Origin of the sequence: Chryseobacterium sp. C3, from assembly GCF_014218905.1 — a bacterium.
Classification (GTDB): Bacteria; Bacteroidota; Bacteroidia; order Flavobacteriales; family Weeksellaceae; genus Chryseobacterium; species Chryseobacterium mucoviscidosis.
The window spans coordinates 553,056-569,145 of record NZ_JACLCU010000001.1 but is presented as its reverse complement, the minus strand read 5'-3'; the positions used below and the strand labels follow the sequence as shown (position 1 = coordinate 569,145).

Here is a 16,090-nt window from a genome sequence, read left to right as displayed (position 1 = left end):
ACCGCGGGATGGAGCAGTAGGTAGCTCGTCGGGCTCATAACCCGAAGGTCATCGGTTCGAGTCCGGTTCCCGCTACTATTGTAAAGAGTATTGCAGTTTTTGTGATACTCTTTTTTATTTCTTTAAACCGTGAATTAGTAAATGCCGGTATGGCTTAATTTATGCAGGTATCATGATACACCATTAAATCATAATATCATGTATAAAAAAATTCTCGCAGGTTTGGGCGGAGCAATCGCGCTGAACCTTCTGCACGAAACCATCAGGAAAAACTTCGACAATGTTCCCGAAATCAATAAAGTGGGAGAAGAAGTATTAAATAAAACTTTGGCGAAAGCTGATGCCGAAATTACAGATCACGATAAACTGTATGCTGCAACCTTAGCCGGAGATATTATCGGCAACGGAATGTATTATGCAACTACCGCCACCACAGGTTTTAATATCGCTTCCGGATTGGCAATGGGAATCGGAGCCATTACACTGCCACAAAAGATGGGTCTGGATGAAAATCCTGTTGCTGAAAGTACCCAAAAGAAAGTAATGACGGTGGCTTATTATCTTTTCGGAGCTATTGTTACCAAATTTATTTATGATAAAATCAAATAATCTACTATAAAAATTTTAAGGCGGTTTCAAAGTTAAGGCAATGCTGAATTATACTTTTGAAACCGCTTATTTTTTTACATTTTTTTCAGGGAAGAAGCTTTATGAACGGCTGATTTTCCTGTTTTTTCGCTCATGACTTCGTATTGTGGTTCATCCTCTGTCGCTCTTCTTTGCTTATCCATAAATACAAAGTCTTTTTTATGAATTTTTGTAATCTTTCCGTGAGTTTCTCCGTTGCTGGAATTCCATCTCACCATGTCTCCTTTTTTTAATGTGCTCATTTTTGTTTGGATTTGGTTGTGATGTACAATTCACTTATTATGCCATATTTTAAAGTTTATAAGAGGAAGATTTGGCTGCGCTTATTTAAATCAGATAAGTCACATAAGTTTTGTGAGTTATTTTAAAATAAAGATTACTTAAGAGAAAATCAAAGATTTTCAAAAACTAATGTGTTCTTCTATGCTGTATGCCGATCAATAAGTTCTCATGTGACTTATGTGTTAAATTTAAATATTTCAAATTTTCAAAATAATAAAAGTCAGAGCTTTAAAAATTAATATGTTTTTCTATGCTTCATGCCGATCAAATGAAAGTTCATGTGACTTATGTGTTTAAATTAAAATTTACCTCCGAAAATAAAACTTTGGATTGTAGATTTATAATTAACCTGAGTTCGGGATAAGTCTTGTTAAACGCAAGGTTAAACAAGGAGATTTAACTATTAAGAATTCAGCTTTTAAGATATACAAAGTCGTAAAACTTATCAAAGTAATACCATTTTTGTCTTTTTTAAAGAAACGAAGTGCCTTTGTTTAGCTTACAAACTTTCAATAAGTAAAAAAAATCTCTTGTTTTTCTTTGCGATAAATCAATTAATTAAATTTATTTCTTATCCTGAAATGAGGTTAAATAGAATAAAACTGGAACTCATCAAAAGTTTTCCTATCACATAAGAGAAAATCAAAGATTTTCAGAAAACAAATGTGTTCTTCAATGCTGTATGTCGATCAAATAAAACTAATGTGACTTATGTGTTAAATTAAAACTTACCTCCGAAAATAAAACTTTGAATTACAGATTGATCATTAAATAAAAAATCCTGCTTAAAAAAGCAGGATTTCGTATCATTTAATTAAAAAAATAAATTATTGTGCTAACTGATTGAAAGGCGTAAGTGCATTATCATCTGCCATTGTCTGCCCGATAAAATCTTTCTTCTGATTTCCTTTCATTCTGTTGGCTGCATCATTTCCGTTAAAGAAAGACTCGCTTAGTTTTGTGGTGATTTCAGAAGGGTTAAATTCAAATTTTGTATCGCCGTCCACTCCAAGATATCCGTTCTTTCTTGTAAGATTAGTGATGTAGTTGTTATAGTTAATCAGAGTACCTCTGAACATATTATTGTGATATTCCATACACTTCTTCGCTTTTTTGGAAGAATTGTTCAGGATGCAGTTATTCATATTTCCTCTGTACAGTCTCCATTCAAGCTCTACTTTTCCGTATTCCTTTGCCAGAGCGGTTTTACCGTTAGAAAGAATAGCAGGATCACTTTCTTTTTCGCTGATCTCTTTTAAATGCTTGATCACTAATGGAACGGTATTTTCGATTTTAGTTTTAGCTTCACCTACCGCACTGAAATCTGCTGCCGGAGAACCTTTCTTTTGAGCGGTAGTAATGTTAAAAATAAGTAATAATAGTACAATTAATAAATTATATCTTTTCATGAGAAATTTTTAAAGCACTAAAATAAATATAATTTCCCGGTTTAGACAAATACATTTTAAATTTATTTAATAAAAATTAACAATTTTATAACGTAAGTGGTTCATTATTGTTAAAATGATGTTTTTAAAGTTTTTATGAAAGTCATTTTTTAAGATAATTCCCCAAAATTCTTATATATTTTTAATATCTTTAAGGGAACAACACACGATACTAAAATCACATTTTAAGGCTATGAATCATAAGATTATTGCTTTTACTTTATTATGTACCACAAAATTGTTCTGTCAGGAGCTTACTTTGCAGCAATGCATAGAAAAAGGAAAGCAGAATAATGTTGCTGTAAAACTGGCGGAACAGTCTTTGGAAACAAGGCAGAAAATAGCACAGTCCGGCAAAAACAATATTCTTCCCAAAGTCGATTTTCTTGGCGGATACAACTACATCGGAGAACCCATCAGAGTAAATCTTCAGCAGGTAAAAGACGGAATTGTGGAAGGTTCAGCCAGTCAGAGTGCCTATTCTGCCAATGCGGCTTATCAGCAGATCACAGGAAATCCGCTTCCGCAGCAGGTTCAGAATGTTATTTATCAGACTTCAAAAGATATCATTAGCGCGGTTTATCCCAATTACAATCCGGCTATTGCCAAACAGAGCTATTTTCTTGCCGGAATACTTGTAAGACAGCCCATTTATCTCGGAGGAAAGCTGAATGCTTCGAGAGAACTTTCGAAACAGCAGGTGGAAAGCGGGAAAGCCAATCTGGAATCTATTCAGAATCTTAATTCTTACAATATTTCGCTGAACTATATTCAGATCATGTACCTTAATTCCATGATCAAAAAGCAGGAGAAAATGGCGGAAGCTCTGGAAAGCAATGAAAAGTATGCACAAAATCTTCTGAAAGCTGAGATCATCCCGCCTTACCTTAAAAACTGGTCAGATATTGCCAAAATTCAGGGCGAAACTACTCTTAAGAATTTACGGCTTGAAAAGGAAAATACGTTACTGACTTTAAAAGATCTGATGGGAATTCCTCTTGATGAATCTTTGGAAATTAACGAAGAATTAAATGAAAATATTGAAGTCAACAGTTTTGGTTCCTCAGATAAAAATACCGATCTGAAATTATTGAAGAGTAAGAAAAAAGAAGCACAAACCACGAACGATATTACAAAATCTCTGTCTAAACCCAATATTTTTGCCATTGGAAATTACCAGTTTTTCAGAAATGATCTTCCTTTAATCACGCCGCCGTGGTTAGTGGGAGTAGAAGTTCAGTGGACTCTTTTTGATCCTGAAAGGAGATCCAGAAATCAGGCTTCTGAATCTTTGGTAAAAGAAGCAGATCTGTTAATAGATCAGAAACAGAAAGCGGTGGATCTTGCCGTCAGAATTTCTGAAAATAAACTCATCACTTTCAAAGAGCAGAAAGAAACCTTGGATCTTGCGAGAAAACAGGCATATAATACCACAGAAATGGTGAGAAAAAGAATGGAAAACAGCCTTTCTTCCGTGAAAGATGTAAACGATGCACTGCAGCTTCAGTATGAGGCAGAAAAATTGTATTATACATCTATGGTGGCTTATCAGACTGTGGTAGCAACCTATTTTTATATTACAGGAAACGTCGAAAATATTACCAATTACATTCCTTAAACAAGATGAAAAATTTTATAAAAAATTACTGGGCAGTATGTATTCCAATTGTTGTATTAGTCATCGCGCTGATTTATCTTCTTCAGAACAAATCTTCCGAAAGCAGCAGCAAAGATGCGGTTATAGGAATGGTAGATGCTGAATTTGTGGACGTTTCGGCTTCACTTCCGGGTAGAGTTTTGGAGCTTTTGGTAAAGGAAGGCGATGATGTAAAGGAAGGACAGATTATTGCACAGATGAAAACCTCCGAGATCGAAAGCATACAGTCTCAGGTTTCAGAAGCGGTAAAAATTGCACAGAATCAACTGGATAAAGTAAATCGCGGAGTAGAACCGGAAGTATTGAAATCAGCAGAGAATTTACAGCAGATTGCGAAACAACAGATGGATCTGATGTCTAAAACGTACAGCCGTTTTCAGAATCTTTATGCAGAAGGAGTGGTTTCCGGACAGGAACGCGACGTAATTTATTTCAAATACAAAGCAGCCCAGAAAGAACTGGAAACCGCCAATCTTAATGTTCAGCTTTTGAAAAGAGGAAATAATGAAGAGCTTAAAAACTCAGCACAATCGGTTTTAAATCAGGCAAAAAGTGCGGATGAACTTACGCAGGAAATAAAAGACAATGCTTCTATAAAAGCACCTGCTTCCGGAATAATTTCTACGGTAATTGCCAAAAAAGGAGAAATGGTAAATGCAGGGTATCCGATGATGACGATTCAGAAAGATCAGTCTTTTTTTGTCAAATTTAATCTCCGTCAGAATCAGATGACGAAAATAAATAAAGGAAGTCTGGTAACCATGAAAATTCCCGGCTGTACGCCTGAAAAAGTTCAGGGAAGGGTGGCAGAACTGGCTCCGGCTTTAGGCTACGCAGACTGGGTTCCGGAAAAGCAGAACGGAGAATTTGAACTCAGAACGTTTCAGATCAAAGTAAGACCGGAAAACGCAGGTTCCATCAAAGGACTTCGTTCAGGAATGACGGCTCAGCTTATTTTTCAATAATTTAATTCACAAGAAGAACCTTGAAAACAATCAGCCAGATTATCATTCGGGAATGGAAACGGATTTTTTCGATTCCGAATTTCTATGTGGTTTTACTGGTCATTCCGCCCATAATATTTCTTTTTTACGGATTAATTTACCAGAAGCAGTTTGCAAAAGAACTTCCGATGGCAGTTTGGGATGAAGACCAGTCTTCTGTTTCCAGACAGCTTATGGATATGATGGATCACAGCGATCTTATTGATATTACACAAAAGGTTTCCAGCAATGCAGAAATAGAAAAATTAATGAAAGAAGGCAAGATTTTCGGAGCCGTACATTTTCCTAAAAATCTGGAGTCGGATGTTAAAAAAAATCATCAGTCGAACATTACTTTGTATACCAACGGAGCATATCTGGTTCCTGCAAAAATGATTTATAAAGGAGCCGCAGAAGTCATTATAAAAGGCGGTCTTGCCGTAGTTCTCCAGAAAGCGGAAAAGCAGGGAATGCCCGCTGAACAGGCAACAGCTTTGGTTCAGCCGATAAAACTGAATACTACAACGCTCTATAATCCGGATTTTAATTATCAGATGTATTTAACGCCCGGACTGATTACGGTTGGTCTTCAAATGGCTTTGGTCGTAGCTTCTGTTTTAATTTTAAATCTTGAATTTAAACGGAATACAATTGATGAACTGTTAAAAATTTCCGCTTCTTCCTCACAGATCGTAGTCGGAAAAACACTTGCTCATCTTTGCATTTCATGGATTCTTTTTGTATTGGTCGCTTACATTGTATTTCCAGTTTTTGAACTGGGAAAACCGCAGACCGATTTCAATTTTTTCCTGATCTATACTTTAATGTCTTTAGCCTGCATCGGCATCGGAATGATGCTTTCCGCAATATCCAATAATCTGCTTTTTGTAACCGATGTGGCTTTGTTTTTTACTTCTCCGGCTTTTGTTTTCAGCGGTTTTACATTTCCGCGATGGGCGATGCCTTGGTACGATCAGTTTTATGCAGACATTATGCCTTATACGCACTTTCTGGATGGTTTTATTAAACTTTATTTCATGGAACTTCCTTTATCGTATGCCATGCCTGAGATTTTTAAACTGCTGATTTTTACCGGAGTAACATTTCCTTTAAGCATTGTGTTTTTTCAGAAAAAAATTAATAACTATCTTAAAGAAAAGAGCGTATGAAGGAGATCATTGAAATATTTAAAATAGAGCTTCGGAATGTTTCGAAAGATTCGAGTCTGTTTCTGATTTTGCTTCTCGCTCCGATTCTGTACGCGTTCATGTATGGAAGTATTTATTTAAACAAAGGTGAAGAAAAGGTAAAACTGGCGTTAATTGATGATGACGGAACTGCTATTTCCAGAACATTGACGCAGCAGTTTAATTCCACTTCCATGATTGAAATCGTTCCGGCTTCAAATATTGCGGAAGGACAGGAAAAAATGTATCAGGGTGAAGTTCAGGGATATTTTTATATTCAGTCGGGATTTGAGAGAAATATTTTATCGCAGAAGCAGGCAAATGTGAATATGGTTCTCAATGCTTCCCGTTTTTTACCTTCCAGCGATTTACTCAGCACTGCGACCAAAGTATGTTTAACGGTTGGAGCAGGAGTGAGGAAAACGTACTTTAACAAAAAGGGAATGGGAGAAGATGAATCCATGAAAATGACGAATCCCATCAATATGGATTACCGTCCGCTTTACAATGCAAGTATGACGTATGGAGGATTCCTGTTGCCCGGTTTATTGGCGATTATTCTTCAGCAGACACTTCTGATTGGCGTTGCGGCGGCTTTTACTTCAGAAAGGGAAGAAAATAAACTGCTGAATCTTTATGGAATTTCAAAACAAAGTATTTCTAAAATGATTTTTGGGAAAAGCATCCTTTACTTTTTTGCTTTTATGATTTTCGGATTGTTTTTCGCTGTAGTGAATTTCTCTGTTTTCGGAGTTGAAATTCGCGGAAACGCCATTGATCTTGCGGTAATTTTTGCGTTATTTATTTCTACAATTATCGTTTTCGGAATGCTGATCGGCAGTTTTTTTAAGACGAAACTGTTTGCATTTCAGGTTCTTGTATTCTCCTCTTATCCGATATTTCTGATTACGGGATATTCAATGCCGTATCAGGCGCTGCCGAAATTTGTTCAGTTTTTGTCTGATGCTTTGCCGACATCGCCGTTTTTAAAGACCTTTATTTCTATTGTACAATCCGGAGGTTCGCTGTCAGACAATCTTCCTTCCGTCATTCATCTTATTATTTTATGGATCATTTTTGAAGGTCTTCTGATTCTGAGAATAAAATATCTGGTCAGTTCATCAATAACAGAAAATAAAAATCGGGAGTAATCTTTATGATGGTCTGAGGATTTTTAAAACCAGGCAAATAATCCTACCAAAATTTCTTTAACAAATTTTAATAAAATTTATTTATTTGATTATCAATTATTTATGTATTTTAGTCTTTTATCACTAAAAAAATAGTTGTTTGGATGGATTTTATTTCTACATTTGTATAACTAATTTCTTAGTGATATAAAATTTTCGTGAATATTTTTATGTCACGTTTAATGATAAAAATGAAAAGGATATGAAAATTCAGACTTTAACAAAAGCAGAAGAACAGGTGATGCAGTATTTATGGAAACTGGAAAAAGGATTTCTGAAAGACGTTCTTGATCTTTTCCCTGAACCGAAGCCTCACACCAATACCGTTTCTACCATTTTAAAAGTGCTGAAAGAAAAAGAATTTGTAGACTATAATGTATACGGAAGACAGCATGAGTATTTTCCGTTGGTTTCCAAGGAGCAGTATTCCGGAAAAACCATTAAAAGTCTGGTGAAAAATTATTTCAAAGGATCTTACAAAAGTGCCGTTTCTTTTCTGGTTGAAAAAAATGAAATGACGGTGGAAGATCTTGAGATGCTGTTAAACGAACTTAAAAAGAAAAACTAGCCATGGAAACTGTACTTCTCTATTTCGGAAAAGTTATTTTATGTTCCGGTGTAACGTTTCTGTATTATCAGTTGTCTTTAAAAGACAAGACGTTTCATCACTACAACAGATTTTATCTTTTGTCTGCGATGCTCATTTCTTTATTGCTTCCTTTAATAAAGGTCGAAGACTTTACCATTGAAGTAAGCAATGACTTGTATAAGTTGATAGATCAGGTACAGAATTTTAATACAATTAAAAACTCAAACAATGATTACATTTATTTTAGAATTATTTTTTCGGCTTTGGGACTTGTTTCTTTCTATTTTTTAGGAAGATTTGTCTACGGGATTTTCAGAATCCAAAAGCTTAAAAGTCAGTTTCAGAAAGAAAGTTTCGACGGTATTAATTTTTACCATACAAACTTATCCGAGGCTCCTTTTTCTTACTTTAAAAATCTTTTCTGGAAGAATTCCATAACACTGAATTCTGATCTCGGGAAACAGATTTTGAAGCATGAAATGGTGCATATTGAACAGAAACACTCCTTCGATAAAATTTTTATTGAGATTATTACCTCTGTTTTCTGGTTCAATCCTTTTTTTCATCTCATCAAAAAAGAAATTAGTTTAATTCACGAATATCTGGCTGATAAAAAAGCCGTAAAACAATCGGACACCAAAGCATTTGCGCAGATGCTTTTAGCAAGCCACTTTTCCGGAAACCAGTTGCCTGCAACCAGTCCGTTTCTTAGTTCAAATCTAAAAAAACGATTAAAAATGTTACAAAAACCTAAAACCAAATTCGGGTATGCGCGTAGAATTTTTGCATTGCCGGTAGTATTTTCTGTTGCGTTTGCCTATTTAGTAAATGCCAAAAACCAAGAAATTAAAGCAACAAATATAGAAATTGAGAAAGCCGTTTCTCAGATTAAAAAAGGAGATCAAATTGTTATTAAAAAAGATACCATTACTCCAGATTCAAAAGATCGAATTGTCGTAACTCCAAAAGTGTATAAAAAATCTGAAGACGACAAAAAAATAGCAGATTTAAGCAAAAAGATTCAGGAAAAAAGCCAGAATCTGAAGAATTTTAAGCCTGAAAGTGACGAGTACAACAAAAACCTCGAAGAAATCGGAAAATTATCCGGAGAAATTGGAAAAATTGCAAGCTCAAAAGATTTTCTGAAATCGGCAATGGTGATCCGAATGGACGGAAAGGATGTTAATATCAACGATTATTTTAAATCCAAAGAATGGAAAGATCAAATGAAAGAGCTGGAAGAACTTAATATTGAAATTCCTGATATTCCAGAAATGAATTTTGAATTTTCCGATGCTCCTCCAAGTCCGCCCAATGCACCGAAAGCGCCAAACGCGCCAAAAGTAAAAGTATATTCTTTCCGTGATTCCAGAGATATGAAATGGTCGCCGGAATCTGAAAACAGCTTCAATTTTTCTACACCAAAAGTAAAAGAATCCGCTGCAATCGCTAAGAGAAGAGCGAAACTTGAGAAAGAAAGAGCAAAGCTGGAAGAAAAAAGAGCCAAATTAGAAGGCGAAAGAGCTAAACTGGAAGCAGAACGAAGAGCATTGGACGGAAACAGAAAAGTGTACATTTACGGCAATACTTTCAGAGGTTTTCCGGATGAAAAAGTGTTCAGAATCCATGCAGACAATATTAAAATCGATAATAAAAATCAATCTGTTGTTGCTTCGGGCATCAAAAATCTGAACGGAGCGGGAGATATGAAGATCTATATTAACGGAAAAGAATCTACCAATGAAGAAATGCAGGCTCTGGATTCTAAAACCATTAAAAGAATGGATGTAAACAAAAGAAACATAGACGGAAAAATGCAGGGCGAAATCCGAATTCAGACTAAATAATCAAGTTCTTAAACTCTGCTGATTATTTCAAAGCTAAATAACAGCAGAGTTTTTTTTAAAAATACAGTTTATGAAATATAAATTACTCCTCTTTTTATTGGCAGGAATTCTTGCCAATGCACAGATCAACCGTTTTTTCTATGATTACAAATTCATTCCCGATTCCAATAATAAGGAAGACGTGAAAAGCGAAATGATGTACCTTGATATTGATAAAAACGGTTCGAATTATTACAGCAGAACAAAATTTGTCGCCGATTCCACTTCCAGAGCAGAACTGGAAAAGCAGATCAAATCGTTTTCCGGAAATATCAGTGTTAACAGAAGAGAAAATCCGGGACAGGTTTCATTCAAAGTAACCAAAAGCTATCCCGATTTTAAAACATATCTTTTCAGAAGTGTTTCTTCGGATCAGTATAAAATCAGAGAAGATCAGAAACCGGAATGGAAAATTTTATCCGACAAGCAGAAAATCGGGGAATACAATACGCAGAAAGCAACCACAAGCTTTGGCGGAAGAGAATGGATTGCGTGGTTTTCTACGGATATTCCTTTTCAGGACGGACCTTATAAATTCTACGGTTTACCGGGACTGATTGTTAAAATTGAAGATACTACAGGTTCCCACATCATGACTTTAGTCGGAAATAAAAAGGTTACCCAATCTACTGCTTCAGAAAAAGAACCAGAACTTCCGCAAAACATCAGGGTTTTCGGAATGGGCGGAAAAGAGCTTGAAGTAACGGAAGATCAGTTCAGAAAAGCGTGGAAAGATTATGTAAATGATCCTGCTAAAAACATGAGGGAAATGATGATGAGGAATACCGATAATTCTAAGATGACTTTTAAAGTGAAAACTTCAGACGGAAAAGAAATCTCAGATCCTAATCAGGTTTTCAGGGAAATGGAAAAGAGAACAAAAGAATCTCTGGCAAAAAATAACAATCCTATTGAGCCGGATCTGGTAAAATAATAAATTAAATATTTCTTAAAACAGGGCAAAAGTAATTTCTGCCCTGTTTTGTTTTTATTATCTTTAGAACTGCAAATCATAAAATATGACGGAAAAGGAAAAATGTGCGAAAGGACTTTTGTATAATGCCAATTACGATCAGGAACTTATTGAAGAAAGAATTAAAGTAAAAGATCTTTGTCAGGAATACAACCTCCTGAAAAATTCTGATGCTGAAGGAAGAGCGGCACTGCTGAGAAAGATTTTAGGCAAAACAAAACAGAATATCTGCATAGAACCCAGTTTCTGGTGTGATTACGGATATAATATTGAAGTGGGAGAGAATTTCTATTCGAATCATAATCTGGTAATTCTGGATTGTGCAAAAGTAACTTTCGGAGATCATGTTTTTATCGGTCCCAACTGTAGTTTTTACACGGCAAATCATCCCATAGATTTTAAACAAAGAAACGAAGGTCTTGAATCTGCTCATCCCATTACAGTAGGAGATAACGTCTGGTTCGGAGGAAATGTAGTGGTTCTTCCCGGAATTTCTATCGGAAATAACTCGGTGATCGGAGCGGGAAGTGTCGTAACCAAAGACATTCCGGACAATGTGGTTGCAGTGGGGAATCCCTGTAAAGTGATTAAGAATATAATGAATTAAAAATTTAAACTAAATAAAAAATATTAATGAAGAAGATCATTATTGCGTTTGCGTTGCTATTGGGAATGCTGTTTAATGCTCAGAATAAACGTTTTGTTTATGAGTACAGATTTGTTTCAGATTCTACAAAAAAAGATGTATCGATCACAGAATCCATATACCTTGATGTTTCTAAAAAAGGTTCGAAATTTTACAGCACAGACAAATATATTTCAGATTCGTTGATCGAGGCTCAGTCGAAACATCAGAACGGAGATTTTTCTAAAATTAATTTCGGAATGGTTCCTTATGTTGTTCAAAAATCTTATCCCGACTATAAGATTTTGTTTTTCAATCGTCTGGATATGGATGAGTACAAAGTTTCCGATGACAGGAAAATGGAATGGAAAATTTTACCGGAAAAAGAAAAAGTGGGTGAATTTAATGCACAAAAAGCAACCACGGATTTCGCCGGAAGAAAATGGACGGCTTGGTTTGTTGCCGATATTCCGATTCAGGACGGACCGTATAAATTTCATGGATTACCGGGATTAATTGTAAAGCTGGAAGATCAGACGAACTCTCATTCTTATGTTTTAAAGGAAATTATAGATTTAAAAGATCGGGAATGGAAAAGTCAGGAAGAAAATCATAGATTCGGAGCATTGATTCCTTTAAATCAGGAAAAATATAAAAAACAGTTTCTGGATTACCGGATCAATCCGACAAAAGGAATACGGCAGATGCTTTCCAGCGGAACCAAAATCATGATGACCGACGAAAAAGGAAATAAGCTGGATGTGGAAGACATGATTCGAGAGCGTGAGAGAAAAGTGAAAGAAGACAATGCAAAAGACAATAATCTTCTGGAACTGGATTTACTGAAATAATAATTACGGCGCGGAAACTTCGTTTCCGCGCCGTAATTTATTCTGAAATATAAAGATATATTAAGATAATTTCTGAGAATCTGCAACAAACTGAGCCAATCCGCTATCTGTTAAAGGGTGTTTCAGTAAACTCAAGATCGGAGGAAGCGGTGAAGTAATTACATCTGCTCCGATTTTAGCACAGTCGATGATGTGCATCGAATGACGGATAGAAGCTGCTAAAATTTCAGTTTCATACATATAATTATCAAAAATCAATCTGATTTCCTGAATTAAATTCAATCCGTCAGTTGAAATATCATCCAGTCTTCCCAGGAAAGGAGAAACATAAGTTGCACCTGCTTTTGCAGCCAAAAGAGCCTGTCCCGGAGAGAAAATCAGCGTACAGTTCGTTTTGATTCCTTTATCTGAAAAATATTTTAACGCTTTGATTCCGTCTTTGATCATCGGGATTTTCACCACGATATTCGGGTGGATTGCTGCCAATTCGTCTCCTTCTTTAATCATTTCTTCATACGTTGTAGAAAGAACTTCCGCAGAAATATCTCCGTCTACAATTTCGCAGATGGCTTTGTAATGATTTTTAATCGCTTCAGCTCCCTGAATTCCTTCTTTAGCCATTAAAGACGGGTTGGTTGTTACCCCATCAAGAATTCCAAGATCTTTCGCTTCTTTTATTTGCTCTAAATTAGCAGTGTCAATAAAAAATTTCATTTGTTTTACAGATTTATTTTTTACAAAGATAATCATTCCTTTTTGAGTGGAAAATTAATTAAAGATGAGATTCCGCATTCAGGAAGAGTTTCTGTTAAAACAAAAGTGAATAGTAGAGAATTACAATTCCCATCCTTCGGAGGGGTGGCAAAAAATCAAAGAATTTTTGACGGGGTGGTTAAAGATTTACAGTTTTAAAATAATCACTAATTTAGTTAACAATAAAGTAGTAATGAAAAACCATTTCATCGCGAAACTTGAAATTATCGGAATTAATCCGTTTGTTTTTCTTCCTGAAGAAATTCTCACCGTTGTATTTGAAAATTCAGGCAGAAGTAAAAGTCCGATTCCCGTAAAAGGAACAGTGAACGGCAAAGAATTTAAGCAGAATTTAATGAAATACAAAGGAGAATGGCGGTTGTATATTAATGTAACCATGCTAAAAGATTCCCCAAAAAGAATTGGCGAAACAGTTGATATTTTTATTGAATATGATGACTCCGAGAGAAAAATTTCTATGCATCCTGACTTGGAGAAAGCCATCAACGAGAATCCTGTCGCCTTAAAAAACTTTGAAAAATTAACCCCTTCAAGAAAATCAGAGCTGATAAAATATATCAATCATCTGAAAACTGAAAAAATCATCCAGAGAAATATTCAGAAAATCATTCAGCATCTGAAAGGAGAAACAGACTTTTTCGGCAGGAAAATTTAATAAAAAGAAAAAAGATCCGAAGACAATTTCTTCGGATCTTTCACAACTATGAATTTAAAGCTTTGCTTAACTTTACAGCATCCTGATTTGTAGGATCGTACTGTAAGGATTTAGCAATATGCTCCTTTGCTTTATCAGGATTGCTCTGCTGTTCGGAGAACGCTACGTAAAAATAGGCATATGCCAGATTTTTCTTATTCTGTTCCACCTCTTCAGGTTTTACCGTTGCAATATACTTTTCATAAGCCAGTTTTGCATTGGCATCGTCTTTCGCAGACTGATAGGCATAAGCCTGACTATAATAAGATGGCGCCCAATCCGGTACTAAAGCCGAAATCTTTTTCCATGTATCAATTGCGTTTGTCCAGTCTGAAGCATCCTGATACGCTCCGGCTAATTTTGCCAAAGCTTCGGTATCTTTCGGGTTGGCTTCGATCTGTTTTTTTAGACCGTCAATCGTTGGATTTCCTGTCGACTGAGCGGTTGTTGTGGTTGTTTTTGCAGCAGCTGTACTGTCTGTCTGTGTCGTCTGCGCATTTACAAAACTTGCGGTTCCTATAAACATCAAACCTAAAAACAGGTTTTGAATATTACTTTTAATCATTTTCATAATCTTACATTTTTCAAGTTGATAACTAAAGTTCAATTATAATTCCATAAACGTCTAAATTTTAGAACCTTTAAACTTTTTTGGAAAATATTAACGGGATTCTATGTTTTTTTATCATTATTTTTGATTCGCTGCAGATTCGGTTATCTTTGTAAAACAACGATTATAAGACAAATCATCCGTTATGAATATCATTTTGGCATCAACGTCCACACTTTTTGGTGGAGCATATCTGGAATATCTGAGAGAAGAATTAATCAAATTATATGATGGAATCGACGAAATCATTTTCGTGCCTTTCGCAAGACCGGGCGGAATTTCTCATGACGATTATACAGCAAAAGCACGTTCTTTTTTTGAAACCATAAATATTAAAGTGAAAGGTCTTCATGAATTTGAGGATAAAATACAAGCCATAAACAGTGCAAAAGCATTTTTTACAGGGGGTGGAAATACTTTTTTACTGGTAAAAACTTTACATGAAGAAGGCTTGATGAATATTTTAAAGCAAAATGTTGAAAGCGGAAAACCTTATCTCGGATGCAGCGCAGGAAGCAATATCGGCGGACAGAATATGAAAACAACGAACGATATGCCGATTGTATATCCTCCAAGTTTTGATTGTATGGGGCTGGTTCCGTTCAATATCAATCCGCATTATCTCGATCCGAATCCTGAACTTAAACATAATGGCGAAACCAGAGAAACCAGAATTAAAGAATTTTTAACACAGAATGACTTAAAAGTTGTTGGACTTCGTGAAGGAAACTGGATCAGAAGAATGGGCGATAAAATTACTGTTGAAGGAACCGAACTCACTAGAATTTTTGAGAAAGATAAAGAACCTTACGAGATCGAAGCGGGTTACCAATTATAATGGAATTATCAAGAGAAGAAATAGATCGGTTTATTGAAAATAATTTGCTCAATTTTTCAATTAACGGTTCAGGATGGCGTAATCTGATCAGGAATATGCTTGAAGAGTTTTGTCTTGCTGGTTGGGATTTAAACGAGAAAGTGGGAGGAAAAGAAAAATTTGGTGAGCTGCGTTGCTATTCCTTCTCTAAAGATGAAAAGCTGAATATAGAAATTCAGAAAATAATAAGAAAATATGGAACGTTATCAGTTCAAACCTGCGAAGAATGTGGAAAGAAAGGTAAATTAAGATTTGTAAAAGGCTGGGACACCACGTTATGTATCGATCATTATATAAAGGAGATATCTGTTATCAATATTGAAGGTGATAATATTTTGATTAATGATACATTCCTTTTTAAAATGAACCAGATCAAAAAAGTAGAAATGCTCAATTCTTTTAGAGAGATGAGGGTTTATTTAACTGGGAATGAAAAGTATATAACGCTTGATGCAAGAACTCCTAATTATTATCTGTTGTTAAAATCTCTCCCTCTCGCTGTTTTATCTGTAGAGATTCAGAATTCTGTTAGATTGATGTTTGAAAATTTGAATAATTGTGAAATTTGCGGACACCTATCCTTATGGAAAGACCGATGTTTAAGGTGTAATGAAGAACCGTGGCAGAACTCTTTTCTGGAAGATTATGAAAATAAGACAGAATATATTAAGCAATGTCAGATGTTGCTTTTTATAGATGAAGATGGTTATGAGGAAGTTTTCACATTCTGTGATAAATCTTTTGAAAAGACTGAAAATCATAGAATCCTTTTTAATATTGATGAATTTGAAGAGTTTAAAAAATACTGGTAAGGCT

General features: G+C 35.3%; 18 protein-coding genes and 1 tRNA gene. 15 read left to right on the top strand and 4 right to left on the bottom strand.

What is annotated here, in order from left to right; translation table 11 throughout:
* Positions 1-2 precede the first annotated feature (2 nt).
* Both H6W53_RS02600 and H6W53_RS02595 read left to right on the top strand, forming a co-directional pair.
* Positions 3-75, top strand: a tRNA-Met gene (locus H6W53_RS02600).
* 123 nt (positions 76-198) lie between these two features.
* Complete coding sequence (locus H6W53_RS02595) at positions 199-609, top strand: hypothetical protein (protein ID WP_185204745.1); 411 nt, start codon at positions 199-201, stop codon at positions 607-609.
* A gap of 74 nt (positions 610-683) precedes the next feature.
* Here the strand turns inward: H6W53_RS02595 and H6W53_RS02590 are convergent, their stop codons facing one another.
* Both H6W53_RS02590 and H6W53_RS02585 read right to left on the bottom strand, forming a co-directional pair.
* Complete coding sequence (locus H6W53_RS02590; protein WP_108409756.1) at positions 684-890, bottom strand: DUF2945 domain-containing protein; 207 nt, start codon at positions 888-890, stop codon at positions 684-686.
* Positions 891-1,757: 867 nt separating this feature from the next.
* A complete protein-coding gene (locus H6W53_RS02585; RefSeq protein ID WP_185204744.1) occupies positions 1,758-2,339 on the bottom strand; it encodes a hypothetical protein in 582 nt (193 codons plus the stop codon).
* A gap of 232 nt (positions 2,340-2,571) precedes the next feature.
* Between H6W53_RS02585 and H6W53_RS02580 the strand changes: the two genes are divergently transcribed.
* The 9 genes from H6W53_RS02580 to H6W53_RS02540 all read left to right on the top strand — a co-directional run bounded on the left by H6W53_RS02580 (position 2,572) and on the right by H6W53_RS02540 (position 12,319).
* Complete coding sequence (locus H6W53_RS02580; RefSeq protein WP_185204743.1) at positions 2,572-3,996, top strand: TolC family protein; 1,425 nt, start codon at positions 2,572-2,574, stop codon at positions 3,994-3,996.
* 5 nt (positions 3,997-4,001) lie between these two features.
* On the top strand, positions 4,002-5,000 hold the full coding sequence (locus H6W53_RS02575; RefSeq protein ID WP_185204742.1) for an HlyD family secretion protein: 999 nt from the start codon (positions 4,002-4,004) through the stop codon (positions 4,998-5,000).
* A gap of 20 nt (positions 5,001-5,020) precedes the next feature.
* Positions 5,021-6,187 carry an ABC transporter permease gene (locus H6W53_RS02570; protein ID WP_185204741.1) on the top strand — a complete coding sequence of 389 codons (1,167 nt, stop codon included), beginning with the start codon at positions 5,021-5,023 and terminating at the stop codon, positions 6,185-6,187.
* Positions 6,184-7,356: an ABC transporter permease gene (locus H6W53_RS02565; RefSeq protein WP_185204740.1), complete on the top strand. Its 1,173-nt coding sequence runs from the start codon at positions 6,184-6,186 to the stop codon at positions 7,354-7,356. The genes H6W53_RS02570 and H6W53_RS02565 overlap by 4 nt, the downstream gene beginning before the upstream one ends.
* Positions 7,357-7,597: 241 nt before the next feature.
* Complete coding sequence (locus tag H6W53_RS02560) at positions 7,598-7,963, top strand: BlaI/MecI/CopY family transcriptional regulator (RefSeq protein WP_076389915.1); 366 nt, start codon at positions 7,598-7,600, stop codon at positions 7,961-7,963.
* Positions 7,964-7,965: 2 nt separating this feature from the next.
* On the top strand, positions 7,966-9,831 hold the full coding sequence (locus tag H6W53_RS02555) for a M56 family metallopeptidase (protein WP_185204739.1): 1,866 nt from the start codon (positions 7,966-7,968) through the stop codon (positions 9,829-9,831).
* 70 nt (positions 9,832-9,901) lie between these two features.
* On the top strand, positions 9,902-10,804 hold the full coding sequence (locus tag H6W53_RS02550; RefSeq protein WP_185204738.1) for a GLPGLI family protein: 903 nt from the start codon (positions 9,902-9,904) through the stop codon (positions 10,802-10,804).
* Between the two features lie 85 nt (positions 10,805-10,889).
* A complete protein-coding gene (locus tag H6W53_RS02545) occupies positions 10,890-11,450 on the top strand; it encodes a sugar O-acetyltransferase (RefSeq protein ID WP_185204737.1) in 561 nt (186 codons plus the stop codon).
* A 26-nt stretch (positions 11,451-11,476) separates the two neighbouring features.
* Entirely contained in the window at positions 11,477-12,319 is an 843-nt protein-coding gene (locus H6W53_RS02540; protein WP_185204736.1) for a GLPGLI family protein, read from the top strand.
* Between the two features lie 60 nt (positions 12,320-12,379).
* Here H6W53_RS02540 and fsa read toward each other — a convergent pair whose 3' ends face one another.
* Entirely contained in the window at positions 12,380-13,033 is a 654-nt protein-coding gene (gene fsa, locus H6W53_RS02535; RefSeq protein WP_076389923.1) for a fructose-6-phosphate aldolase, read from the bottom strand.
* Positions 13,034-13,075: 42 nt separating this feature from the next.
* On the opposite strand from fsa, the gene H6W53_RS02530 reads away from it, so the two are divergent.
* Complete coding sequence (locus H6W53_RS02530) at positions 13,076-13,231, top strand: hypothetical protein (RefSeq protein ID WP_175608765.1); 156 nt, start codon at positions 13,076-13,078, stop codon at positions 13,229-13,231.
* 34 nt (positions 13,232-13,265) lie between these two features.
* Positions 13,266-13,748, top strand: a complete 483-nt coding sequence (locus tag H6W53_RS02525; protein WP_185204735.1) for a YdeI/OmpD-associated family protein — start codon at positions 13,266-13,268, stop codon at positions 13,746-13,748.
* 46 nt (positions 13,749-13,794) lie between these two features.
* Here the strand turns inward: H6W53_RS02525 and H6W53_RS02520 are convergent, their stop codons facing one another.
* On the bottom strand, positions 13,795-14,358 hold the full coding sequence (locus H6W53_RS02520; protein WP_076389929.1) for a hypothetical protein: 564 nt from the start codon (positions 14,356-14,358) through the stop codon (positions 13,795-13,797).
* A gap of 184 nt (positions 14,359-14,542) precedes the next feature.
* On the opposite strand from H6W53_RS02520, the gene pepE reads away from it, so the two are divergent.
* Complete coding sequence (gene pepE, locus H6W53_RS02515) at positions 14,543-15,235, top strand: dipeptidase PepE (RefSeq protein ID WP_185204734.1); 693 nt, start codon at positions 14,543-14,545, stop codon at positions 15,233-15,235.
* Positions 15,235-16,086 carry a hypothetical protein gene (locus H6W53_RS02510; RefSeq protein WP_185204733.1) on the top strand — a complete coding sequence of 284 codons (852 nt, stop codon included), beginning with the start codon at positions 15,235-15,237 and terminating at the stop codon, positions 16,084-16,086. Before pepE ends, H6W53_RS02510 begins: the two co-directional genes overlap by 1 nt.
* Positions 16,087-16,090 lie beyond the last annotated feature (4 nt).